Raw genomic sequence first — 22847 nt, 5'->3', positions numbered from 1 at the left:
AGTCGTTGTGTTTTGCCCGGACCTGAGGTCTCATGGGTCCGGGAAAAACTTGCGGGTAGGGAACAGCACTTGATACGGGAAGAACTGGCGCAATATGGCGGTATCACCGTCATGATTCCGGCCGCAGTGGTGATCGCCGTCTGGCTCTGGTATTCCCGGCCCCAGGCGGTCAAGTGGTGGCTGATGACCATCGCCTGCACCTATTCCATCGTGGCGTTCAGCAAGTTGCTGTTCAAGGGCTGGGGCGTGGCGCTCCAACAGCTGGATATTGCGGTGCTCAGCGGTCACGCCATGAATACGTCGTTGATGGTGCCCGTGGCGATGAGCCTGGTGGCGCGCCGGGTCAACCCCGAGTGGCGCTGGCCCGCAGCTATCGCCGGGATGTTGATCGCCGGCTGGTTCAGTGCCTATTGCGTGGCACCCTATATTCACCCACTCAACGAAGCACTGGCCGGTGGCTTTTTGGGCGGCATGGCGGCACTGGCGTTTCTATGGCGCCTTGAGGTGGTTGAAGTGCGGGTTTCCCCATCGTTAATCGGAGGGGGAATGGTGATCCTGTTGTTAAGTGCGATGGCACCCAAGTACAACGCCGAGAAGCTGCTCAACCATGTGGCAGTGGCCGTATCAGGTGCCGACCAGGCCCATCAGGAGCCTTCCTGGCGGGCCTCTTCCATGCAGTTGAACGCCGAGTAAGTGGCCAGGTCCAGGGCCAGGTTACTTTCCACCAGCAGCTCCAGCAGGACCGTCTGGCAATTGAAGCGCCGGGCATCGCCACGGCGCTGCGAACGCTTCATCTGCTTGAACAGCGTGTCGGTTATGTCCTGCGGTGAGTTGCCGCGCAACTGATCCAGCCAGTGGGACATGATCCGGGTGTTGCGCGCATATTGCTCCGCCGGCAGTTGTTCGTGCGGTGCCAGGCCCACGAAACCTTCAAACGTGTTCGTCAGCCTTTTCAAGGCGTAGGCCCGTTTCAGATCCTCATAAATGCTCATGGCCGCTCCTCGGTGCAGGAAATATTCGCCAATAGTTCGGCCGTCTTCATTTGCATCAGGTGGCTGTCGCCGCGGCTCTCCACGCACAGGCAGATGGACAGGGGATTGCTCACCTGCAACTTGAAGCGCCAGTCGGCGAACACCATTGAAAGCCCGGTACAGGATTCGTCACTGTCCAGGGAATGGCCGGCGTATAACACCTGCATGCGTTCTACAACGGTGGTTGAACTATTAACCTTGACGTGAATGTTTCCCGAAGAAGGAAACAGGCCGATACGCTCTACCAATAGCTTTGAACTTTTCATGGCCGTCCCTCGCTGTTAATTCACGTATTACTTTATTCTCAAGAGGTGAAAAAGTAAGCGGATGTTATTTTTAGTCTGTTATTAAGTTGAATGTTATTTCTCGTCTGTTCAGCGCCGCTATCAGTCACTTCTTTGCACTCGGCTGATTTCTGCCAATGGCAAGTTGATGCGTTGTTCCCGTTGCAGGAAGTTCATCAGCAACACCACCCGTTCCTCACCGTCCATGGCCAGGAAGACCGCTTCAAGTTCGGCAAACGGCCCTTCATTGATGCGCACGCTTTCGCCGGGCTGCAACAGGGCGCTCACCACGGCCTGGTGGTCGCGCTCCTGGAGTTCGTCCACCAGCGTGTCGCTGATGGGCAACGGGTGCGCGCCGAATGCCACCACCCGCGACACACCGCGGGTCGAGCGCAGTGAGCTCCAGCTGTCCTGCTGGCTCATTTGAATAAACAGATAACCGGGAAACAACGATTCACGGGTGGTCCTGCGCTGGCCCTTCAACAGCCGTTCGCGTTTATAGGTAGACCGGAAGCAGGTATAGCCCTGGCGCTGGAGGTGCTCCTCGGCGCGCTCGTCCTGCCGGGATTTGCACTGGACCAGGTACCAGGCTTTGTTGGCATTTGCGCTCATGGGAGTTCCTCTTCCTATATAAGGCGATACGTGACAAGGCTGTAATTTAAAGCCGATGGGAGTGACGAAGTAATGAATGTTATAAATTGTCGGGTTGAAGGCGGTGGTTGTTATTTTTCGTCCGGAGATAATTTTGGGGGAAGTAAGGGTTACGTGTTAATAAATACTGCCGTGAAGTAATGAAGTTGAAGAGGTTGCTTCATGGGGTAATGGATGGCCCGGGGATAGTGCCTTGTTTAAAAGAGTGTTGATTGTCTGTATTGGCAATATTTGCCGTAGTCCCACCGCGGAAAGTCTTTTGCGTGGCGCACTCCCGTGCTCCGATATCAAGATCAGTTCTGCAGGTATTGCCGCGTTGGTCGGCAAGCCGATTGAAACCACCGCCCGTGCGGTACTCGAAGCCCACGGTCATCCGGCCGACAAGCACCAGGCCACCCAGTTGGCGCCACAGGCGATCAGTGAAGCCGACCTGATCCTGGTCATGGAACGACAGCACATCAATGCCGTGCTCAGCATGGCGCCCGAGGCACGAGGCAAGGTCTTGCTGCTGGGCAAATGGCAAAACGAGCGAGAGATCAGCGACCCGTACCGTCAAGGCAAGGCCGCGTTTGTGCACGCTTATGCGTTGATCGAAGAAGCTGTAAACGCATGGGCGCAGCGTCTCGCACGCTGATCGCCACTACTTTTTGAATCGAAATAAAGGCTAAGAATCCGACTTATGCAGCAAACGCCAGCAGTCACCGTACAGGAAGACGATAACGGGGAGATTGATCTCCTCGGTCTGTTTGGAACACTGATCGACCATAAATGGCTGATCGCTGCGGTGACCGGTGCCTTTATGGTCACTGGCGCCGCCTATGCGGTGCTGGCAACCCCGGTCTACCAGGCGAATGCCCTGCTGCAGGTCGAAGCGAAAAAGAACGACTTGCTGGGCTTCTCGGACATCGGCGGGATGCTGGGCAAGGAGTCGCCGTCGGCCACCGAGATCGAGCTGATCCAGTCCCGCTACGTGATTGGCAAAACCGTCGACAACCTGAAACTCGATATCGTCGTACAGCCGATGTACCTCCCGGTGGTGGGTGAGTTCCTGGCGCGCCGCTTCCAGAAGGCCAACCCCGGTGCAATCGCCGAGCCGCTGCTGGGCCTGGACAGCTTCGCCTGGGGCGGCGAGTCGCTGAAGATCTTCAAGCTGGACCTGCCCGACGGGCAATTGGGCAAGAAGCTGACCCTGACCGTGGGTGAAAACGCGCACTACACCCTGGTGGATGAAGATGACCAGGTGCTGGCGGCCGGCGAGGCCGGGCAGCCGTTCGAGCAAAATGGCGTGGCATTCCAGATTGAAGAACTGCGCGCCAAGCCCGGCACGCGTTTCCGGGTGATCCGCAATGCGCGACTGACCAGCATCCTCGACTATCAGGAGAACCTGGATGTGGTCGAGCGAGGGAAGGAGTCGGGCATGATCGGCCTGGCGCTGGAAAGCACCGAGCCGGACCAGGCGATCAAAATCCTCAATCAGATCGCGGCCATCTACGTGCGGCAGAACGTGGAGCGCACCTCGGCTGAGGCGGCGCAAAGCCTGGCGTTTCTCAAGGAGCAACTGCCGGAGGTCAAGAAGGACCTGGAAAAAGCCGGGAAGGCCTTGAATGAATACCAGACCCGCAGCAAGTCGGTGGACATCACCCTGGAAACCAAGGCGATTCTCGACCAGATCGTGGGCCTCGATACCAGCATCTCCGAGCTGAAGCTGCAACAGGCCGAGATGGACCGCAAGTTCACCCGCCAGCATCCCGCGTATCGCGCATTGCTGACCCAGATCGGCGAGCTGACCAGCAAGCAGCAGAGCCTGGCGAGCCGGGTCGAGAGCCTGCCTTCCACCCAGCAGGAGCTGCTGAGCCTCACCCGGGATGTCGAGGTCGGCACGGCCATTTACACCCAGTTGCTCAACAAGTCCCAGGAACTCGATGTGATGCGCGCGGGCACCGTGGGCAACGTGCGCCTGATCGACACCGCAGACGTCAATTTCTTCAAGCCGATCAAGCCGAAAAAGATCCTCATCGTGCTGATCGCGACGCTGCTGGGCGGCTTCCTGGCGGTGACGCTGGTACTGCTGCGCAAGGCGCTGAACCGTGGCCTGGAAAGCCCCGAGGCCATCGAGCAACTGGGCTTGCCGGTGTACGCGTCGATTCCGTACAGCACGCTGCAAAAGGTCGAAGAAGACAAAATCACCCGCGGGCGTGGGCGTGCCGATGCCGGTTCTTCATTGCTGGCCATCAGTCACCCCACGGACCTGGCAGTGGAGGCCTTGCGCAGTTTGCGCACCAGTTTGCACTTCGCGATGCTCGAGGCGCCGAATAACCGGATCATGATTTCCGGCCCCAGCCCCGAGGTGGGTAAAACCTTTGTCTCGGTGAACCTGGCGGCCGTCATCGCGCAAACCGGGCAGCGCGTGTTGTTGATTGACGTGGATATGCGACGGGGCTACCTGCACAAAGTGCTGGGTGTGCCGGCCAAGGATGGGCTTTCCGACATCCTCTCCAATCAATGCACCCTTGAATCCGCCATCCACAAAACCGGCGTTGAAAACCTCGACATCATCAGCCGCGGGCAAATACCGCCGAATCCTTCCGAGCTGCTGATGCACCGCAACCTGACCGAGCTGTTGGCGCAGGTCAGCGAACGGTATGACCTGGTGATTCTGGATACGCCACCGCTCTTGGCCGTGACCGACGCAGCCATCGTGGGACGGCAATCGGGGACCAACCTGATCGTCACCCGCTATGGCTTGAACCCGGCAAAAGAGATCGAGCACACCATGCGCCGATTTGCCCAGAACGGCATCGTGCTCAGGGGCGCGATCTTCAACGGCGTTGAAAAGAAAGCGTCGGCCAAATATGGCTACGGCAACTACGGGTATTACCAGTACGAATACCAGGCTGATCGGAGCTGATTCACCACTGTAATTGCAGGATAGAGGTCACGTTTTCAGGAAATGAACGAAAAATCCTGGGGCGGTAGCGTGCCAAATTCAAATCAGCATAAAGAATACCCAGCCATGTTTTACCTGTTATCCCTTATCGCGCTGTCAGCGGGTTTGCTCGCGGCGAAAAATCCAAAATACTCAATCGTAGTGTTCGGGATAATGCTGGCTGTTATTCCCACGGGTAACTCCTACAGCGAAATAATCTCGCTCAAGGGTATCTACTTCTTTGACTTTTATATCGTCGGCGGGCTGGGCGCACTGCTGATCCGGCAGGTGGCTACACAGAAGAAACAATTGACGGTGCCGGGCGGCCTGCTTTTTGGGTGCGGGCTGTATGTGGTGTTACTCGCCTGCGGCCTGCTGGAGTCCTCGAACAAGTACCTGTTGAAGGATGTTCGGCCGTTTATAATGATCCTGTCATTTATCGTGCTCTCGAACATCGCGACCCTTGCCGCAAAAACGCTGAAGTTGCAGACAGTGCTCCTGCTATTGATCGCGATGACCGCCTTCAATGTGCTGGACATTGCCTGGTTACGCTTGGGCTTGTACAAGTTTCAAGACGTCTACTATGAAGAAAACGCCTACCGCTACCTGGACGGCGGTACGTACGCCGCCGTGGCCTATCTGATTTATTACTTCATAGACCCACGGCTGTTCGAACACAGGAACAAGCTCGCAAGCATTTGCCTGGCCACTTCATTCATCTGTTTGTTCATTGCCAACTCTCGCTTCATCTTTGTCTCGGTGTTTGCGGCGATCATCATCCACCAATACACCCGGCCGGCCCGCATGATAGGCGTTGCCCTGGCCGGGGCGGTGGTGCTGATGGCGTTCATTGGCATCAGCAATATGATCGGGGCTGATCGAATCAATGATGGTTTGTCGTCCGAAGGCATGGCCGCCCAATTGGCCACGCGCTTCAGCCCGGCGCTGGAGTTGATCCGCGGCATGAACCCGCTGCATTACTTTGTGGGACTGGGCGCGGGCACGCCGTTCGAGATTCCCTGGTTCGAGTACCGTGGCCTCGATGACAAGAACTCGAATATCGACAGTGCCTACCTAACCTACTTCGTTAAGTACGGGCTGATCGGCGTGTACTTGCTGTACGTGTTCATTACCTCGATTACCCAGCACATGAACAGCCGGGTGGCGGTTTCGATCGCCATCTTTCTGGGGGTGATGTTCGTTGTCTCGGCCACGCCTTATCAGCCGTACGCCATCGGTATCGCGTATGGCGCGATTGTGCTGCGGGTCTGTTCCGAACACACCGCCAGGCAACGCAAAAAGATCCTCAAGCCTGGCCAGCCGCTGATAACCACACCCTTGCAGGTGAATGCCGGATGAACAGCACACTGTTGAAAAAGTTCGTGTCCAGTACGGCATGGAGTTTCGTTTCTGCCGTGGCCACCAAAGTGTCGGTGGTCATCACCGGCATCCTGGTTGCCCGGGTATTGGGTGCGCAATCGTTTGGCGAGTATGGCTTGATCCAGAGCGCGATTGTGATGCTTGCCAACGTCGCCGCCCAAGCCACCACTACGGCGACGGCCAAGCATATCGGGCAGTTCAAGGAGACCTGCCCCGAGAAGACCGGCAGGGGCATCGCGCTGACGCTGCTGTTCTCGGTTGTGTTCAGCGGGATGATCATCGGGACAGCGCTGTTTTTCCCGCACTTTTTCTCCAGCGTTATCCTGGGGGCAGACAGCCTCAGCGCTGCATCGCTGATCGTATTGAGCACCATCACGTTGATTATCCTGTCGGGATGGACCCAGGGCTGCCTGACCGGTTGGGGCCAATACCGGACAATCGCGACCATCAACGGAATCATTGCGATTGTCGCGATTCCGGCGACGTACTTCCTGACCCAGCAGTTGCGACTCAATGGTGCGCTGCTGGGCTTTGCCGGTTCTCAATTGCTGATCGTGTTCTTCAGCGCACTGGCCTGCTGGAAGACTTTGAAGGCCCGAAATACCACGCTGAGTTTCAAAGGTGCAATGACTGAAAAGCACGCAGTGCTGTCGGTTGGCCTGCCGGTATTGCTGACGGGGTTGATGGTCGCCCCGATGAACTGGTTCGCCAACAAGTTGCTGGCGGAAACAACTAACGGCCTTGCCGCATTGGGCATGTACGCCGCCGCGATGCAATGGAACGCGATCTTTTCCCATGTTTCCGTGGTGTTGGGCTCTGTGCTGGTGCCGATGCTGGCCGCCGCGCTGGGCGGTAAAAGCCGCAAGTTGGACGCCTTGAACTTTCTGTCGGGCTGGCTGGTGGTGTTGGTGATCATACAGCCGGTGATCATGTTCCCCGAGTTGCTGGCCAAACTGTATGGCAGCAGTTTCCTGGGACGGGATTTTGAAGTGACATTAGTCCTGGTAATCCTGGGTTCGCTGCTCAGTGCATTCAAGTCCGGTATTTCAAGAAAGATGATCGTGATGAACCTGGCCTGGTTCAGTGTGATGAGTAACATTCTATGGGGAGTGTTATTCATTGCCGGAGCACTGTGGCTTCGGGAAGAAGGTGCAATCGGGATTGCCAAGGCATTTATCGGTTCGCAGTTTATTCACTTCCTGCTGGGACTGCCGTATTTCGTCTACAAGAAGATATTACCTCTGGAGTTGCTCGTATCTCCCAGGATCCTGATCTTGTGGACATTGCCTTTCATCAGTTTCATATCAGGCGCCTATGTCGAAAGTGTGCTGTATCGATTAATGATCATGGCGCTGATATTTATCTACATTCTCGCAACAACGTTTGCCTTGAATGCCGTGTTTAATGACCCCGTGGAAAATGGAAGCCCAGCATGAATGTCAGCAAAGTATATATCCGGGGGGCATACGGTCCTGGTAATTTGGGTGATGACGTATTAATGCTATGCGTGATCAATATTCTGAAAAAACGCTTTAAGGAATCGGATATAGCGGTGGGTGTCGATCATCCGCAGATCGCCAGGAACTTCAACCCGCGTATCAAGTGGCTGCACATCAAGGAGCCGGTCAAGGCTGACCTGGTGGTGTTGGGCGGTGGGGGCCAGTTCTTTTCGTTCATCCCGCCGGCCAAAGAGGCGACTGCCAACAAGGGCATCGTGGCGAAGCTGTGCAAGAGCATCAAGGCGCAGACCGACCTGAAGTCCACGCTTCTGCGTTTGTATGTCGGGTTGCGCGGTGGTGTCGACAGGATCTATTTCCACCGGCGCCTGGCAGCGTTCTGCATTGGCCTGGGCCCCTTCGATGGCGGCGGCAAGCTGCTGACCCGCGCCGTCAGCGTGATCAATCGCTGTGACTACATTTCCGTGCGGGACGGTACCAGCCAGCAGCATTGCAAGGCCTTCGGAAAGTCCGACGTCGAGGTGTACACCGACCCCAGCCTGCTTTCCGACCTGTGGATCTCCAGCAAAGACCTGGAAGTCGGCAGCCTCAGGAAGGGCAAGTACCTGTCCTTCATCCTGCGCGACTGGCCCCATGACGCGAACGGGCAACAGTTCATCAAGGCGATGGTCCAGGCCGCGGATGAGCTCGCCAAGCGTGGCGAGCAGGTACGCCTGGTCTCGCTGTACAAGGAACGTGACCAGCACCTGATCGACAAGTACCACACGTTCGAATGGTTGTGCTGGGACGCGGCGGGCGATACGCCAGAAACCTTCATGGCGAAACTGATCGTCGAGTCCGACGTGATCATCAGCGCCCGTGCACACGGTGTACTGCTGCCGGCTTCCCTGGGCTTTCCCACCATCGCGGTTGAAATCGAAAACAAGCTGAAAAAAGTCCATGAAATGCTGCCGCAGGGCACCCGGCTGGTCAGCACCCCAGACCCTGAGGTGATCAAGGCCACCATCAGCGAATTCCGGCAATCCAAGGCGCAAATGGCCGAGCACCTCAAGCAGGAGATCGCCCAGCGTTCTTCCCTTGCGCAAAAAGCGGTCGACGACTTTTTGAAATGGGTCGATGAAAAATAAAGTGGAGGGGCAACCGACGTGAAAAAGACAGCCTCGACGCTACTCATTGTGGCGTTCGCCCTGCAGGTGGCTGCCAGCGGCGCATCTGAGTTGAACGACCGTTGCGAGCCAGGCATCAAGAACATCTACCCGTCACTGCCGGACGTTTCGCAGATGGCCGACGGGCCCCAGGCGCAAAGCAGCATAAAGGGCAGGGCCAATCTGACGAACAAGGCCTACAGCCAAAAGATCAAGGACATTGCCGTGCATTTTCCGGCCGGCTCCTATGACCCGGGTTCGATGGTGCGCCTTGGGTTGCCCTACGGCGGCATTGAATTCAAATCCCCATTGCCGCAACCGGGCAGGGAATGCCTGGTACTGACCTATGAGTTGAAGTTCGACAGGAATTTCGACTTTGTAAAAGGCGGCAAGCTCCCGGGCCTCTACGGTGGCACCGGCAATACGGGCGGCAAGATACCGAACGGCCATGACGGCTTTTCCACGCGCTACATCTGGAAAGAAAAGGGCGCCGGCGCCATTTACGCGTATTTGCCCACCAGTAAAACCTGGGGCACGGCAGTCGGGTTGGGTTCCTGGATCTTTACGGTGGGGCAATGGCACAGGTTGGAGCAACTGGTGAAGTTGAATACGCCGGGGCAGGCCGACGGTGTGATTTCCATTTGGTACGACAACCAGCTGGTGCACTCGGAAACCGGGCTGACGTTTAGAGACACGCCGGAGATCACCATCGACGGCTTGCTGTTTTCGACGTTCTTCGGTGGCAATAACCCGTCTTTCGCCACGCCGGTGAGTACCAATATCCGCTTCAGGAATTTTGTGATGAGTTCACAGCGCGTAACGGATACTTCAGGGCAGGGCGAGTAGATGAAGAACCTGAAGCTGAACATCAAGAAGGCCGCTGTTGCGCTGTTCAATACGCTGCTCAGCCTGGCGTTGTTTTTCAATCTGCGACGCGCGTTGCTCCGGGCAACCGGATGCCGGGTGGGCGCCCGGACCACGATCCACCGCAACGTGGTGTTTTTCTCCTTCGGCAACTTCTCGGTCGGGAAAAACTGCACGGTCAATTACGACTGCTACCTGGATAACCGGGCGGGCATCCGCATCGGCGACAACGTCAATATTTCCCATAACACCCGGATTTATACGCTGGGCCACGATATTGATGACCCCATGAGTTGCCTGGTGGGGAAGCCGGTGTTGATTGAAGACAATGCCTGGATCTTTCCCAATGTGATGGTGATGCCAGGCGTCACCATCGGAACAGGCGCGGTTGTTTATCCGGGCAGTGTGGTCACGCGCAACGTTGCAGCGTATTCGATCGTGGGTGGCAATCCGGCCAAACATATCCGCTTCAGAAACAACACTATTCGATACAACGCCGACTTTCCGATCTGGTTTGCAGTGTAAGCAATCTCACTGGCCCCACCTTTATTTATGCAGGACTCTGACGTGAAATCATTAATGATTGCATGGATTGGCTATCAACGACGCGCCGATACCATGAAGCAATACTGGGCGTATGACATTCTGCATCTGCCCAACCAGTTCAAGAAGAAATCCGCGCGGCCGCTGGATTACTTGATCAAGTCGTTTAAAACCCTGAAGACCCTGTTGGCCGGTTCGCCTGACGTGCTGTGGGTGCAGTTGCCGCCGAGCCCGGTATTGCATATAGCACTGGCCTACAAGTTTATATTCAACCGCCGGCTGAAGATTATCGCCGATGCCCACAACAGCCTGTTGCGCAAACAATGGATAGGCTTTCCGGGCACGGTAGCGCTGTTGAATAGAATCGATGCCGTCGTCGTTCATAATTTTAAAGTCAAAGAAGAGTTGGCCGGCCTGGGCGTCAAGGACACCAATATCTTTATCCTGGAAGACTTGCCGTGTGACTTTCACGCGGCGCCCGCCAGTGAGCGCGAGACACCCTATGTATTGTTTCCGTGCTCGTTTGATATCGATGAACCGATCGAGATCGTGATCAACGCCGCCCGGGAAATGCCCGGTGTCGACTTCCTGATCACCGGCAAGCATCAGGGCAAGCTCTCCGAGGAGCTCGTGGCGTCACTCCCCGAGAACATCAAGCTGACCGGCTTCCTCAGCAAGGCGACCTTTGAACAGCTGCTGTGCCACGCGAATGTGGTGCTCGGCCTGACCACCCGCGACAACGTCCAACTGAGCGTGGCCAACGAAGCGGTCAGCGCCGGCAGGCCGATGGCGCTTTCGAATACCACGGTACTGCGCTCGTTGTTTTCCGAGGCGGCGGTGTTTGTCGACACCCTGGACCCGCTGTCCATCAAGGCCGGCATCGCGCAGCTCATCGCCAATCAAGAAACCTATAAAGAGAAATCGGCCTTGCTCAAAGCCAAGCGAATAACCCGCTGGAAAGGCCAGGCCCAACTGTTAAGAACTGCCGCCACTATTTAATGATGTCTATTACACCTGACAGGAAGGGAACCGTCATGAGTCAATCAAGTGATGTTTTATTGATTTGTTCTGGAGGTGGGCACTGGGTACAAATGAGCAAGTTGCTGCCTGCCTTCGACGGTCAAAAAGTTACCATCGCCACCGTGGATATCAGCATTGGCTCGCAGTATCCAACCCATGCCTTCGCGCAAGTCCCGGACTTTAATCGCAGTGAACCGTTGAAGATCATCAAGGGCTTTTGCCAGATCTTTGCGATCGTTTACCGCAGCAAGGCCAGGTACGTGATCTCCACCGGGGCGGCACCGGGTTTGCTGGGGCTGGTCGCGGGAAAACTGATGGGCAAAAAGACCCTGTGGATCGACAGCATTGCCAATCCCAAGAAGCTCTCGTTGTCCGGCAGGATCGCTGTGTATTTTGTCGATGAGTTGCTGACCCAGTGGCCCACGCTGTCGCAAAACAGCCGCGCCCAATATAAAGGGAGGATCGTATAAATGATATTTTGCAGCGTTGGCACTCAAGCACCCTTTGAAAGAATGCTCGGCTACTTGCATGAGTGGAGTCATGCAAACCCGCAGGTCCCGATTGTTGCCCAGGTGGGCAATAACGAAAATGACCTGGGGCGCATTACGGCTTACAAGACCATCGCCGAGCCGCTGTTTTCCAAGAACTTCAATGCGTCAAAGGTGATTGTTTCCCATGCAGGCATGGGCAATATCATTCGCTCCCTTGAACTGGGCAAACCGATTGTTATTGTCCCGCGCGACAGTCGGCGCGGTGAACACATCAATAATCACCAGTACGACACCGCCGAAAACTTTTCAGACCTTCCCTCTGTGTTTATCGCCCATGATAAAGATGCGTTCTTTTCGGCGATTGATTCGGCGCTTAACTACAGCAGTGCCGAAAGTTCACTGGATTTTACCGAAAGGGACCGCTTGATCAGTTATGTGAAGTCATTCACTTCTTAAGTTTCGGCTGTTTGTCAATCCGCTCTTATTGCCCTTAATCATCGAGTAATCGTTATGATCCCAGTTATATTGTCTGGCGGTTCAGGCACGCGCCTGTGGCCGCTTTCAAGAGCGCTTAAACCAAAGCAGTTTATTGCGCTGCACGGTGACTTGAGTTTGTTTCAAGCCACCTTGGATCGCATCAAGAACCTGTCGATAGAGGGCGAGACCGTCAGCCCGCCGATTATTGTGTGCAACGAAGAACACCGTTTCATCGTGGCCGAGCAAAGTCGATCACTGGACGTGATTCCGCAGAAAATCCTCCTTGAGCCGACCGCCCGCAACACCGCCCCGGCGATTGCGGCGGCAACCCTGTCGGCGCTGGCGGATGGGGACGATCCGATCCTGCTGGTGCTGGCGGCAGACCATGTGATCGGCGATACCCAAGCCTTTAATGCGGCCTTGACGCTGGCCAAGGTGGAAGTCAACAAAGGCAAGATCGTCACCTTCGGGGTTGTGCCCACCAAGCCGGAGACCGGCTACGGCTATATCCGTACTCAAGCGGCTGCGGTGGACGGCGCCGCGCATGTCGATGCCTTCGTGGAAAAGCCCGACCTGGCGACCGCGCAAGGCTACCTGGAACAAGGCAACTACTTCTGGAACAGCGGCATGTTCATGTTCCGCGCCTCGGTGATGAAGGCCGAGCTGGAGCGCCTGAGCCCGGAGATCATGGTGGCCGCGGAACTGTCCCTCTCCAACGCGGCCCATGACCAGGATTTCACCCGGCTCAGCCAGGTGGATTTTGTGAACGCACCCAATGTGTCGATCGATTACGCGGTGATGGAAAAGACCCACATCGCGTCGGTGGTCATCCTCGATTCGCCGTGGAGCGACCTGGGTGCCTGGGACTCAGTGTGGGAAGCGGGCCTCAAGGATCAGAACCAGAACTGCACCCAGGGCGACGTGCTGCTGCAGGACGTCACCAACAGCTATGTGCATGCCAGCCACCGCCTGGTCACGGTTGCAGGGATCAATGATGTGGTGGTCGTCGAGACTGCCGACGCGATTTTGGTGACCACCAAGGACCACGCGCAAGACGTCAAGAAAATAGTCGCGCAGCTGACTGAAAAGCACCGGATCGAGAGCGCCAGCCACCGCGAAGTCTATCGGCCGTGGGGCAAATATGACTCGGTGGACCAGGGCTATCGGTACCAGGTGAAGCGGATCACGGTGAAGCCGGGGCACAAGCTGTCGGTGCAGTTGCACCACCACCGGGCCGAGCACTGGATCGTGGTGTCCGGCACCGCGAATGTGCAAATCGCCGACAAGCAAGTGCTGCTGACCGAGAACCAGTCCACCTACATCCCCATTGGCGTTGTGCACTCCCTCGAAAACCCGGGGCGAATCCCGCTGGAGCTGATTGAAGTCCAATCGGGTTCGTACCTGGGCGAGGACGACATCATCCGCTTTGAAGACCGCTATGGCCGCCTCGAGCTTGTTTAAAGGAAGATTGAAATGAATGTAACTGTATTTGGAATCGGCTATGTGGGTCTGGTGCAGGCAGCGGTGCTGGCCGACGCGGGGCATGAGGTGTGTTGTATCGACGTGGACGCGACCAAAGTCGAGAACCTCAAGGCCGGCATTATTCCGATCTTTGAGCCCGGGCTGAGTGCGCTCGTCCAGAAGAACCATGATGCCGGACGCTTGCACTTCACCACCGACGCCGCGCAAGGCGTGCGGCATGGAGAGGTGCAGTTCATCGCCGTGGGCACCCCGCCTGATGACGATGGCAGCGCCGACATCAAGTACGTGCTCTCCGTTGCCGCGACCATTGCGCTCAACATGACCGAGCCGAAGATTGTCGTTAACAAGTCAACGGTGCCGGTGGGGACGGCGGACAAGGTCCGGGCGAAGGTGTCCGAGGTGTTGACGTCGCGGGGGCTCGAGGTGGAGTTCCACGTGATCTCGAACCCCGAGTTCCTCAAGGAAGGTTCGGCGGTCGCCGACTGCACCCGGCCCGACCGGATCATCATCGGCAGCGACAGCAGTTACGCCGTGGACCGCATGCGGGAGCTGTATGAACCCTTCAACCGCAACCACGAAAAGATCATCACGATGGACATCAGGAGTGCCGAGCTGACCAAGTACGCGGCCAACTGCCTGCTGGCCACCAAGATTTCCTTCATGAATGAAATGGCCAATTTCGCCGAACGCTTGGGCGCCGACATTGAGGCGGTTCGTAAAGGCATTGGCTCCGATCCACGGATCGGCTACGACTTTATCTACCCTGGCTGCGGTTATGGCGGCTCGTGCTTCCCGAAAGATGTGCAGGCGCTGGAGCGCACCGCGTCGTCGATCGGCTATCAGGCAACGCTGTTGTCTGCCGTCGAGGAAGTCAACAAGCGCCAGAAGCAGCACCTGTTCGGGCATATTCACCACCACTTCGGCGGCCAGCTGGAGGGCAAGACCTTCGCCATCTGGGGCCTGGCCTTCAAGCCCAATACGGATGACATGCGCGAAGCCTCGAGCCGCGTGTTGATCGAACAACTGCGCAGCGTGGGTGCCAGGGTCCAGGCATTCGACCCCGAGGCGATGGCCGAAACCCAGCGCATTTACGGGATGAACGAAGACCTGTTGCTGATGGGCACCAAGGAAGCGGCGTTGCAAGGTGCCGATGCGCTGGTGATCGTGACCGAATGGCGGGAGTTCAAGGCCCCGGACCTGGACTTGATAAAAGAAAAACTGAGCACGCCGGTGATCTTTGACGGCCGCAATATATTTGATCCGCAGCGTATGAAAGCCAATGGTTTCGAGTATTACGGTATTGGTCGCGGGTTATCGGTACGCCCCGTTGTTTAATCCTGACGATTATTAACATTGGTGGTTTGAGCTATCCACAAGTGAGATGATTTCGAGGAGGTTAAGTGCGTGATCCAACAGGATCTTTGCGCAGTTTGCATAGCCTGTTTATCTCCGTTCCATCACTACGCCCTTATTGCATTATTTGATAAGGGGTAAATATCGAGAAGGAGTCTGATATGAGGAAAATACTGTTGGCCGGCGTGCTGGCCTTTAGCAGTACTGCGGCATTGGCGGCAGGTGAAGTCGCGAGCGAGGCCTTGAGCGATGCGGCCGGCGCGAGCGAGCCCCTGTCGTTGAGCACCCCGCTCGTGGGCGGCGTGACGCTCGGTGAAACCGTCGGGGTCGGTACCGCGGTAGTCGGCGCTGCGGCGGCGGCTTCCAACTCGGGTGGCAGTTCCAATGGCGGTACTTCCGGCACCGGCGGCACCACCGGTACAGGCGGTACCACCGGTACCAACTAATAACCCGCAATGTGTGTTGTTCAAGATCACCCGGAACTTCTGGGTGATCTTTTTTAGACTCGCCCTCGACTAGCGTAGTGCCATTATGATTCGTAGGTTACCTGTTCTTTTGCTGGCAAGTTTCAGCTTGCACGGCTGCATGTTTTCGCCTGGTCAACATATGGACACCAGTCAAATGTCCAGTGAGGGTTCTCCCGAAAGTACTCGGGTAGAGTTGATTCCCATCACCCCCAAATTGATTGCCATGGATGCCGCCACGCATGTTCGTGAATCGGTGCCGGCAGAACTGTTGTCTTATGTGCCCGGTGGCTATCGCGTCGGTGCCAATGACCTGTTGTTTATCACGGTCTGGGACCATCCCGAGTTGACGGCACCGTCCGGGCCGCAACAGCAGATCGACGCCAACGGGCGCCTGGTTCGCCCCGATGGCACGTTGTTTTATCCGTATATCGGCAACGTCCCGGTGGCCGGCAAGACCATCGAAGAGCTGCGGGCCTTTATCGCCGGGCGCTTGTCGCAATTTATTGAAAGCCCACAGGTCGACGTCAGCGTCCTGCGGTTTGCCAGCCAGACAGTGGTGGTGACCGGGGCGGTGATCAAGGCCGGGCAACAGCCGATCACCACCACGCCATTGAGCGCCGTCGAGGCCATTGGCGCCGCCGGTGTCGACCCCACGAATGCCGACCTCTCGAGCCTGACCCTGACGCGCGATGGCCGTGAGTACACGCTTGACCTGGACAGCCTCAATCGCCAGGGCTCGCAACTGCAGGGCATCTACCTCAAGGGCGGCGACCGGTTGTACCTGCCCTATAACGACCAGAAACGTGTCTACCTGATGGGCGAAGTCAATCAGCCCCGGGCCCTGAGCTTCAAGGGCAAGTCGATCAACCTGACCGATGCCCTGGGTACCGTAGGCGGCTTGAACCAGACCACTTCCAATGGCAATGCGGTCTATGTGATTCGCGGCGTGGACAACCTGGAAGCCGAACCGGCCAAGGTGTTCCAACTCGATGCCCAATCACCTTCCGCGCTGGTGCTGGCCACCCGGTTCGACTTGCAACCCCAGGACATCGTGTACGTCGGGCCGGCCGGCGTGACGCGCTGGAACCGCCTGATCAGCCAGTTGCTGCCGACCGCCAGTGCCATTGGGATTGGTGCCCGATCGGCCAATGACCTCAGTGAAGTCAACAGCAGATAAGGCGTTATCCCGTGGTGAAAATGTTGCCTACCAGCGCCTGCCTGTCGATGGCGCTCTTGTTGTGCGGGTGTAACCCGTTGATGAGGGCGTCGTGGTACACCCTCGAAACCTCTGTGACGGGCCCGGCCCCGATCAACGTGACCCGCGCCCAGGTCGACGCGGTGCCATACCCGCAGATCCTGGTGACCACCGCCGTCAGCGAGGGCGTGATGGCCATGGCCCGGCGCCGGGGCGACCTGCAGTTCTGGGTCGCTTCCGGCAAGCAAGTGGTGATGATGCGTGACGGCCTGGTGGTACGCACTGTCGGGCTGGGTGTTTCCCTGGATGGCACGCGTTTCAGTGGCGAATCGCCGTTCAAGCGCGGGCTCCAGCATCTGCCCGACGGCTACACCGGCACACGCTGGATCGACCTCTACGACGGCAACCGAATCGGTATCGCGGTCAACAGCCGTTTCAGCAGCCACGGTATCGAGACCCTCCGCATTCTGGACAAGGATTACGCCTTGCTGCGCATCGACGAGCAGGTGGACGCTCCCACCTTGAATTTCCGCGCCACCAACCATTATTGGGTCGACCCGCAGGATGGTTTCATCTGGCGCAGCGAGCAGCATTTGACGCCCCGGTTGGCCCTGAAAATCGTGCAGTTGCGTCCCGACCGGGAGGCAGCCCGATGAAGTGTTCGAAGCTTTTATGGCTGGGCCTGTTGCTGATCGGCCCCGGCACTGGCCAGGCGGCCGTTACAGTCAGTGGCGATGTGCGCAGCCCCGGCGCCTTCGAGGTCAAGCCGGGGGCGCGTTTGCTGGACGTTATTCGTGTGGCCCAACCCAATGCAGAAAGCTATTGGTTGGGCGCCGCGTGGCTGCACCAGTCGTTGGTGAGCACGCAGGAGCGCTTGAAGGCAGGGGTTTTGTTCGATCTGAAACTGCTGCAACGAGGGGCCTTGCTGGATGACCGTGGTTCCCGGGCGGACTTGAGTGCGCGTCTGTATCGACAGGTCGAACAGTTGCCGGTCACCGGCCGCCAAGTGGAGGTGCTGGACCCGATCGCCGTCGAGGCGGGGTTCGCGCGCAACGCGTTGCTGGATGACGGGGACCGGCTGGTCTACCCCGTGAGGCCGTCCACCGTGCACGTGCTCGGCGCGGTCGCGCAGTCCTGTGATGTGCCGTACCGAGCCATGCGCGAGGTGCGGGATTATGTTGGCGACTGCACGGTCCTCGATGACGCCGAGCGCGATGACCTGTGGCTGATCCAGCCCGACGGCCAGGTACAGCGTGTGGGCGTGGCGGCGTGGAATCGCGAGGACGGCGTGGTGGCGGCCCCCGGCAGCAGGATCCTGGTGCCGATCCGCAGCGACGACCTTGAGACGCCGACCCCTGATCTCAACCAACAACTGGCCGAGTTTTTCGCCACTCAACCGTTGGCTGAGGTGAACCCTTGAATTTACGTTTTGCGGCTGTACTGCTGTTGCCTTGCGGGTTGGCTCACGGTGACCCCCGTTACACCCAAAATGATTTCGGCGGCGTGGGCCTGTTACAGACCCCCACCGCACGCATGGCCCCGGCGGGAGAGTTGAGCGCCAACGCCAACCGCACCGATCCCTACTCGCGCTACAGTTTTTCCCTGCAACCATTCGATTGGCTGGAGGGTTCGTTTCGTTATACCGCCATCAGCAACCGCCGGTACGGCGCCGAGGCGTTGAGCGCAAGCCAGAGCTTCAAGGATAAGGCCATCGACTTCAAGGCGCGGCTCTGGGAGGAAAGCCGGTGGGCACCGCAGGTGGCTTTCGGTGCCCGGGACATCGGCGGTACCGGGCTGTTTTCCAGCGAATACTTTGTCGCCAACAAGCGCCACGGCAACCTGGATTTCAGCCTCGGCATCGCCTGGGGCTACCTGGGAAACCGAGGCGACTTCGGCAACCCGCTGTCGGTGTTCGGCAGCAAGTTCAACGACCGGCCCAAGAGCACTGCGGTCGTCGCCAGGGCAGGGGATGTGAACTCCAACGCCTATTTCAGGGGCCGCCCTTCGTTGTTCGGCGGGATCGCCTATCAAACGCCCTGGGAACCCCTGAGCCTGAAACTCGAATACGAGGGCAATGACTACAAGCACGAGCCGTTGGACAACGCGATCAAGCAGGACTCGCCGGTAAACATTGGCGTGGTCTATAAGCTGGCGGACAGCGTCGACCTGAGTGCGGCCTGGGAACGCGGGAATACCGCGATGTTCGGCATCACCCTGCACACCAACTTTGTCAGCCGCAAGGCACCGGTCAAGACCTATGACCCGCCCGCCGAACCGTTGCCGGCGCGCATGCCCACCACCCCGGCCGACCAGGTCAACTGGGCCAACGTCGCCGACAGGCTGCAGCAGAATGCCGGCTACAAAGTGGAGCGCATTGCCCGGCGCGGCTCGGAATTGATGGTATATGGCGAGCAGCAACGCTACTTCTATTCGGCCAAGGCCGTCGGACGCGCCAGCCGGATTCTCGACAACAGCGCCAATCAGGATATCGACTGGTTCACCCTGGTGAACAAGCGCTATGACATGCCCATCGAAGAAACCAGCGTGCCCCGTGCCACCTTCCGCGCGGTGGTGAACAACCAGCAACCGTTGACGGACCTGCACCGTAATACCGAGGTCAATCCGGCGATTGCCCATCGGGAAACCACGCTCTACAGCAGACAATCCGAGCCGTTCAACTATGGCCTCGGCCTGGGTTACAAACAGAACATCGGTGGCCCGAACGGCCTGCTTTATCAGTTCACTGCCGACGCCGACGCGGAGTACCGTTTTACCCGCAATACCTGGTGGAGCGGCTTGCTCAGCGCCAACCTGCTGAACAACTACGACAAGTTCACCTACGACGCACCCAGCGGGTTGCCGCGAGTACGCACCGACCTGCGCCAATACATGACCACGTCCGATGTGACAATGCCGAACTTCCAGGTCAACCATGCGCAGCGCCTGGACCGCGACCTGTATGGCATGGTCTACGGCGGCTACCTGGAGTCCATGTACGCCGGGGTGGGCGGCGAGGTGTTGTTCCGGCCGGCGGGCAAGCACTGGTCAGTGGGCGCAGACCTGAACTTCGTGCGCCAGCGTGATTTCAACCAGGGCTTCGGCCTGCGGGATTACCAGACCATCACCGGCCATGTCACCAGCTATACCGAGCTGCCCTATGACACCCTGGCCGCCGTCAGTGTGGGGCGTTACCTGGCGCGGGACTGGGGCACCACCGTCGACATCTCGCGCCAGTTCAAGAACGGCGTGAAGTTTGGTGGCTGGGTGACGCTGACCACCGCCTCGAAGGAAGAATATGGCGAAGGCAGCTTCGACAAGGGTATCTATATTTCCGTCCCCTTCGACGAATTGATGAGCACCTCGACGATGCGTCGGGCCAACGTCGTATGGGCGCCACTGACCCGTGACGGCGGCGCACGCCTGAACCGCGGCTATTCGCTGCAGACCATGACCGACGGGCGTGACAGCGAGTTGTTCTACAACAACTTCGAGAAGATCACTGAGTGACGGTGCGGCATCTGCCGACCAGGTTGTCGACTGCCCGGCGTTGAATGCGCCGGGCAGTCGCCACGCCGAACGCTACAGCGCCAGGTGCAATGCCGGCGCGCAACACTTGCCTGACTTTCCTCTTTGATAACTATGCGAATGGCCCGGGCCCGGGCGTTGCTGTGGGCGCTATCGTTGCGTCTTGCGGGGAGTGGTGGCGGGGAGGGCGCACAACGCGCCTGGTGCCCCGTGCCGCCGATGCAGCGGCACGGGGAAGGGCGGGGTCAGTAGATGTCTTTGGACAGCAGGGTAAACGGCGTCTTGAACAGGATCTTGATGTCCAGCCACAGCGACCAGTTGTTGATATAGCGCAGGTCGATATCGACGCGTTGCTGCATCTTCTCCAGGGTCTCGGTTTCACCCCGGCAGCCATTGACCTGCGCCAGGCCGGTGATGCCGGGCTTGATGCGATGCCGCGCCATGTACGCGCGAATCTTGCCCGAGTAGTAGTCATTGTGGGCGACGGCATGGGGGCGTGGGCCGACCAGTGCCATATGCCCTTGCAGCACGTTGAACAGCTGGGGCAGCTCGTCGATGGAGGTGCGGCGGATAAAGCGCCCTACGGGGGTAATGCGTGAGTCGTTGCGGCTCGCCTGGCGCACTTCGTGGTCGTCATGCACGCGCATCGAGCGGAACTTCCAGACCTTGATCACCTCGCCGTTCCAGCCGTGACGATCCTGCTTGAAAATTACCGGGCCGGGAGAGGTGAGTTTGATCAGCAGGGCGAACAGCAGCAGCAACGGGCTGAGCAGGATGATCGCCAACAGGGCCAGGCTCTTGTCCAGCAGCGACTTGCTCAGTGCTGCGGTCGGCCGGCTGGTCAGCGGGCTTTCATTGAGGAAGATCGCGGGCAATCCATCCACCTCGGCCACGCTGTGGTTGAGCAGCAGCATGTTGTTGAGGTCGGGCACCCAGATCACGTCCACGCTGATCTCCAGCAGGTTGAGGTACAGCGCCTCGATGTGGGTCGCTTCCTGGAGAGAGTGAGTGATGTACAGGCGGCGGATACCGTGCTGGCGGATCAGCGCGGGAAGATCGGGCAAGTCACCGAGGATCTGAGGCTGGGTGCCGGCCTGGGGGGAGGTGGTGCGGGGACCTACGAGACCGACCAGAGGGGAGCGTTTTTGCCTGGCGAGAGTATTGGCCAAGTCGGTTGCAAGTTTTCCCGTACCAATAATCAGCGATTTCTGGCGCTCATGTAGTTGCCGGTGGTAGTACCTGGATAGACTGTGAATGGGAATGTAGCAAAGGGCTAGTATTGGATAGCTGACAGCAGCCCAGAGTAGCAGGATCTCGAAGGGAAACAGCGAACTGGCATTACAGGCTATGCCGACCGCGAACAATATGCCCAGGGTCAATAACCAGCCGGTGAATAATCGTCCCAGCCCAACAAAAAAGTCATCTTTTTTGCTATAGACGTCACATAACATGTAGGCCGGTATAGAGGCCAGTATTGTAATGGCTGCCAATATCCGGTAGTGGGATTCCAATTGCCCGGTTTTGAAAAGTACCAGTGAAAACAAAAGTACAACGACCACACTCAGGGCAATTGCCCACTGTCCCCAAAAGGTCAGGCCTTTGGGTGTAAGGTTACGATGCATTCTTCTGTTGTTAAGCATACTTCTGCTCCCTGTGGTATCCACTCACGTGCTGGCAGGTTAAAGCGAGGCGTGGTTTTAATGACTATCAAATGGCAGGCGCACGCGTAGGCGTGCGTATTGATAGTAATAAATGGCAGGGAGCAATGGCTGACTACTTATAACGCGGTCATGTTGTTATAAAATGGCAGATAGAATGGAGTTCTAATAGGCAGGGTGAATTGTAATTTTTATGAAATAATTATTGTTCTGTGACGTTTGCGCGACTGCTCAGCGGGCTTTTTATTTTTTGTGTCAGGCAGTAGCCACGGTTACGCACCGCGCGGAACAGACGTTCGCCATCATTCACGCGCTTGAACTTGTCCTGCAACCGGCTAAGGCACATTTCAAGCCCGCGATAGAGGTCGGGCTCACGTCCGATGTTGCGGATAAGTTCTTCCTTGCTGACCACACGTTCTTCATGGTTCAACATTTTCTTGATCAATGCCGACTCAATAGTGGTCAAGGAAATGCGTAGCCCACCTTTCACCAGCGCACGATCTTGCTGGGTAAGTAGCCAGACATCGGGGCCGCGTAATGCAGAGGATGAGTTAACTGTTTCCGTGGTGGTGTTATTCAGGTCCGGGTGTGTGACGTCTGATTTTAGAGCCGTAATGTTAGGTTTTTTTGACGCGTCGTAAAGTTGTCGGGTCAGTCGATTACTGGCTTCGTAAAGTCTTTTGGCGGCGACATAGTTACTGAGCCACAGATTGAAATTCTGCTCTTTGGTAATGGCGTAGGAACTGGTCGAAGCGTCCGATGTTTTTTCCACGGTTTCGATCAGCGGCCCGCTGTCGACGTCGTAATGTAAAAATGCCACATTTGGCGTGAAATCGTGCAGTGCGATTGACGGGTACGTCGATGTAAATGTGTGTTTCTTGAGAGAACTCATGGCATT

23 protein-coding genes are annotated in these 22847 nt (G+C 57.5%); 18 read left to right on the top strand and 5 right to left on the bottom strand.

Annotated elements, in window-relative coordinates:
• Nucleotides 1-69 precede the first annotated feature (69 nt).
• Complete coding sequence (locus HX811_RS04265) at nt 70-693, top strand: hypothetical protein (protein ID WP_087694216.1); 624 nt, start codon at nt 70-72, stop codon at nt 691-693.
• Here the strand turns inward: HX811_RS04265 and HX811_RS04260 are convergent.
• From HX811_RS04260 to rfaH, 3 genes are all read right to left on the bottom strand, one after another.
• Complete coding sequence (locus tag HX811_RS04260; RefSeq protein ID WP_177008627.1) at nt 645-992, bottom strand: hypothetical protein; 348 nt, start codon at nt 990-992, stop codon at nt 645-647. The two genes, HX811_RS04265 and HX811_RS04260, sit on opposite strands and share 49 nt — an antisense overlap.
• Nucleotides 989-1297 (bottom strand): hypothetical protein, encoded by a 309-nt coding sequence (locus HX811_RS04255; protein WP_023658750.1) that lies wholly within the window; start codon nt 1295-1297, stop codon nt 989-991. The genes HX811_RS04260 and HX811_RS04255 overlap by 4 nt, the downstream gene beginning before the upstream one ends.
• A gap of 120 nt (nt 1298-1417) precedes the next feature.
• Nucleotides 1418-1927: a transcription/translation regulatory transformer protein RfaH gene (rfaH, locus tag HX811_RS04250; RefSeq protein ID WP_003211330.1), complete on the bottom strand. Its 510-nt coding sequence runs from the start codon at nt 1925-1927 to the stop codon at nt 1418-1420.
• 232 nt (nt 1928-2159) lie between these two features.
• Here rfaH and HX811_RS04245 point away from each other — a divergent pair, with 232 nt between their 5' ends.
• From HX811_RS04245 to HX811_RS04165, 17 genes are all read left to right on the top strand, one after another.
• The gene (locus HX811_RS04245) at nt 2160-2600 is read left to right on the top strand and encodes a low molecular weight protein-tyrosine-phosphatase (protein WP_032899408.1); all 441 of its coding nucleotides are present in this window, start codon (nt 2160-2162) and stop codon (nt 2598-2600) included.
• A 45-nt stretch (nt 2601-2645) separates the two neighbouring features.
• Nucleotides 2646-4874 (top strand): polysaccharide biosynthesis tyrosine autokinase, encoded by a 2229-nt coding sequence (locus HX811_RS04240; protein WP_177044883.1) that lies wholly within the window; start codon nt 2646-2648, stop codon nt 4872-4874.
• Nucleotides 4875-4979: 105 nt separating this feature from the next.
• Nucleotides 4980-6251, top strand: a complete 1272-nt coding sequence (locus HX811_RS04235; protein ID WP_177045059.1) for a DUF6369 family protein — start codon at nt 4980-4982, stop codon at nt 6249-6251.
• A complete protein-coding gene (locus HX811_RS04230; RefSeq protein WP_177044881.1) occupies nt 6248-7708 on the top strand; it encodes an oligosaccharide flippase family protein in 1461 nt (486 codons plus the stop codon). The genes HX811_RS04235 and HX811_RS04230 overlap by 4 nt, the downstream gene beginning before the upstream one ends.
• Entirely contained in the window at nt 7705-8856 is a 1152-nt protein-coding gene (locus tag HX811_RS04225; RefSeq protein ID WP_177044879.1) for a polysaccharide pyruvyl transferase family protein, read from the top strand. Before HX811_RS04230 ends, HX811_RS04225 begins: the two co-directional genes overlap by 4 nt.
• An 18-nt stretch (nt 8857-8874) precedes the next feature.
• The gene (locus HX811_RS04220) at nt 8875-9720 is read left to right on the top strand and encodes a polysaccharide lyase (protein ID WP_256662413.1); all 846 of its coding nucleotides are present in this window, start codon (nt 8875-8877) and stop codon (nt 9718-9720) included.
• Entirely contained in the window at nt 9721-10263 is a 543-nt protein-coding gene (locus HX811_RS04215; RefSeq protein ID WP_102368815.1) for a DapH/DapD/GlmU-related protein, read from the top strand.
• A 54-nt stretch (nt 10264-10317) separates the two neighbouring features.
• Nucleotides 10318-11280 carry a glycosyltransferase family 1 protein gene (locus HX811_RS04210; protein ID WP_177044877.1) on the top strand — a complete coding sequence of 321 codons (963 nt, stop codon included), beginning with the start codon at nt 10318-10320 and terminating at the stop codon, nt 11278-11280.
• A 92-nt stretch (nt 11281-11372) separates the two neighbouring features.
• Entirely contained in the window at nt 11373-11771 is a 399-nt protein-coding gene (locus HX811_RS04205) for a polysaccharide biosynthesis protein (protein ID WP_003211350.1), read from the top strand.
• The gene (locus HX811_RS04200; protein ID WP_003211352.1) at nt 11772-12248 is read left to right on the top strand and encodes a glycosyltransferase; all 477 of its coding nucleotides are present in this window, start codon (nt 11772-11774) and stop codon (nt 12246-12248) included. It begins immediately after the preceding gene.
• Nucleotides 12249-12302: 54 nt separating this feature from the next.
• Nucleotides 12303-13730, top strand: a complete 1428-nt coding sequence (locus HX811_RS04195; protein ID WP_177044875.1) for a mannose-1-phosphate guanylyltransferase/mannose-6-phosphate isomerase — start codon at nt 12303-12305, stop codon at nt 13728-13730.
• Between the two features lie 12 nt (nt 13731-13742).
• Complete coding sequence (locus HX811_RS04190; protein WP_177044873.1) at nt 13743-15086, top strand: UDP-glucose/GDP-mannose dehydrogenase family protein; 1344 nt, start codon at nt 13743-13745, stop codon at nt 15084-15086.
• A gap of 179 nt (nt 15087-15265) precedes the next feature.
• Nucleotides 15266-15550 carry a hypothetical protein gene (locus HX811_RS04185; RefSeq protein ID WP_003211359.1) on the top strand — a complete coding sequence of 95 codons (285 nt, stop codon included), beginning with the start codon at nt 15266-15268 and terminating at the stop codon, nt 15548-15550.
• A gap of 85 nt (nt 15551-15635) precedes the next feature.
• Complete coding sequence (locus HX811_RS04180; RefSeq protein ID WP_134326351.1) at nt 15636-16748, top strand: polysaccharide export protein; 1113 nt, start codon at nt 15636-15638, stop codon at nt 16746-16748.
• A 14-nt stretch (nt 16749-16762) separates the two neighbouring features.
• A complete protein-coding gene (locus HX811_RS04175; protein WP_032899416.1) occupies nt 16763-17422 on the top strand; it encodes a YjbF family lipoprotein in 660 nt (219 codons plus the stop codon).
• Nucleotides 17419-18186, top strand: coding sequence for a capsule biosynthesis GfcC family protein (locus tag HX811_RS04170; protein WP_177044870.1), 768 nt, complete (start codon nt 17419-17421; stop codon nt 18184-18186). The genes HX811_RS04175 and HX811_RS04170 overlap by 4 nt, the downstream gene beginning before the upstream one ends.
• The gene (locus tag HX811_RS04165) at nt 18183-20273 is read left to right on the top strand and encodes a YjbH domain-containing protein (RefSeq protein WP_177044868.1); all 2091 of its coding nucleotides are present in this window, start codon (nt 18183-18185) and stop codon (nt 20271-20273) included. Before HX811_RS04170 ends, HX811_RS04165 begins: the two co-directional genes overlap by 4 nt.
• 263 nt (nt 20274-20536) lie before the next feature.
• On the opposite strand, the gene HX811_RS04160 is transcribed toward HX811_RS04165, so the two are convergent.
• Entirely contained in the window at nt 20537-21931 is a 1395-nt protein-coding gene (locus tag HX811_RS04160) for an undecaprenyl-phosphate glucose phosphotransferase (RefSeq protein WP_087694227.1), read from the bottom strand.
• Nucleotides 21932-22151: 220 nt separating this feature from the next.
• Nucleotides 22152-22841 carry a winged helix-turn-helix domain-containing protein gene (locus HX811_RS04155; RefSeq protein ID WP_177019928.1) on the bottom strand — a complete coding sequence of 230 codons (690 nt, stop codon included), beginning with the start codon at nt 22839-22841 and terminating at the stop codon, nt 22152-22154.
• Between the last annotated feature and the right edge of the window lie 6 nt (nt 22842-22847).

It is taken from the genome of Pseudomonas sp. F8002, assembly GCF_013385495.1.
In the GTDB taxonomy this organism is placed as follows: Bacteria; Pseudomonadota; Gammaproteobacteria; order Pseudomonadales; family Pseudomonadaceae; genus Aquipseudomonas.
Note: the sequence above shows the minus strand (reverse complement) of the source record. Positions and strands in the feature narration are given on the sequence as shown.

Bases quoted from the DNA above. Each gene is read 5' to 3' on its own strand.
- HX811_RS04155 (WP_177019928.1), bottom strand. From the start codon at position 22,841: ATGAGTTCTCTCAAGAAACACACATTTACATCGACGTACCCGTCAATC.
- HX811_RS04255 (WP_023658750.1), bottom strand. From the start codon at position 1,297: ATGAAAAGTTCAAAGCTATTGGTAGAGCGTATCGGCCTGTTTCCTTCT.
- HX811_RS04200 (WP_003211352.1), top strand. From the start codon at position 11,772: ATGATATTTTGCAGCGTTGGCACTCAAGCACCCTTTGAAAGAATGCTC.
- HX811_RS04170 (WP_177044870.1), top strand. From the start codon at position 17,419: ATGAAGTGTTCGAAGCTTTTATGGCTGGGCCTGTTGCTGATCGGCCCC.
- HX811_RS04260 (WP_177008627.1), bottom strand. From the start codon at position 992: ATGAGCATTTATGAGGATCTGAAACGGGCCTACGCCTTGAAAAGGCTG.
- HX811_RS04210 (WP_177044877.1), top strand. From the start codon at position 10,318: ATGATTGCATGGATTGGCTATCAACGACGCGCCGATACCATGAAGCAA.
- HX811_RS04230 (WP_177044881.1), top strand. From the start codon at position 6,248: ATGAACAGCACACTGTTGAAAAAGTTCGTGTCCAGTACGGCATGGAGT.
- HX811_RS04160 (WP_087694227.1), bottom strand. From the start codon at position 21,931: ATGCTTAACAACAGAAGAATGCATCGTAACCTTACACCCAAAGGCCTG.
- HX811_RS04190 (WP_177044873.1), top strand. From the start codon at position 13,743: ATGAATGTAACTGTATTTGGAATCGGCTATGTGGGTCTGGTGCAGGCA.
- HX811_RS04195 (WP_177044875.1), top strand. From the start codon at position 12,303: ATGATCCCAGTTATATTGTCTGGCGGTTCAGGCACGCGCCTGTGGCCG.
- HX811_RS04225 (WP_177044879.1), top strand. From the start codon at position 7,705: ATGAATGTCAGCAAAGTATATATCCGGGGGGCATACGGTCCTGGTAAT.
- HX811_RS04235 (WP_177045059.1), top strand. From the start codon at position 4,980: ATGTTTTACCTGTTATCCCTTATCGCGCTGTCAGCGGGTTTGCTCGCG.
- HX811_RS04180 (WP_134326351.1), top strand. From the start codon at position 15,636: ATGATTCGTAGGTTACCTGTTCTTTTGCTGGCAAGTTTCAGCTTGCAC.
- HX811_RS04185 (WP_003211359.1), top strand. From the start codon at position 15,266: ATGAGGAAAATACTGTTGGCCGGCGTGCTGGCCTTTAGCAGTACTGCG.
- HX811_RS04205 (WP_003211350.1), top strand. From the start codon at position 11,373: ATGAGCAAGTTGCTGCCTGCCTTCGACGGTCAAAAAGTTACCATCGCC.
- HX811_RS04240 (WP_177044883.1), top strand. From the start codon at position 2,646: ATGCAGCAAACGCCAGCAGTCACCGTACAGGAAGACGATAACGGGGAG.
- HX811_RS04215 (WP_102368815.1), top strand. From the start codon at position 9,721: ATGAAGAACCTGAAGCTGAACATCAAGAAGGCCGCTGTTGCGCTGTTC.
- rfaH (WP_003211330.1), bottom strand. From the start codon at position 1,927: ATGAGCGCAAATGCCAACAAAGCCTGGTACCTGGTCCAGTGCAAATCC.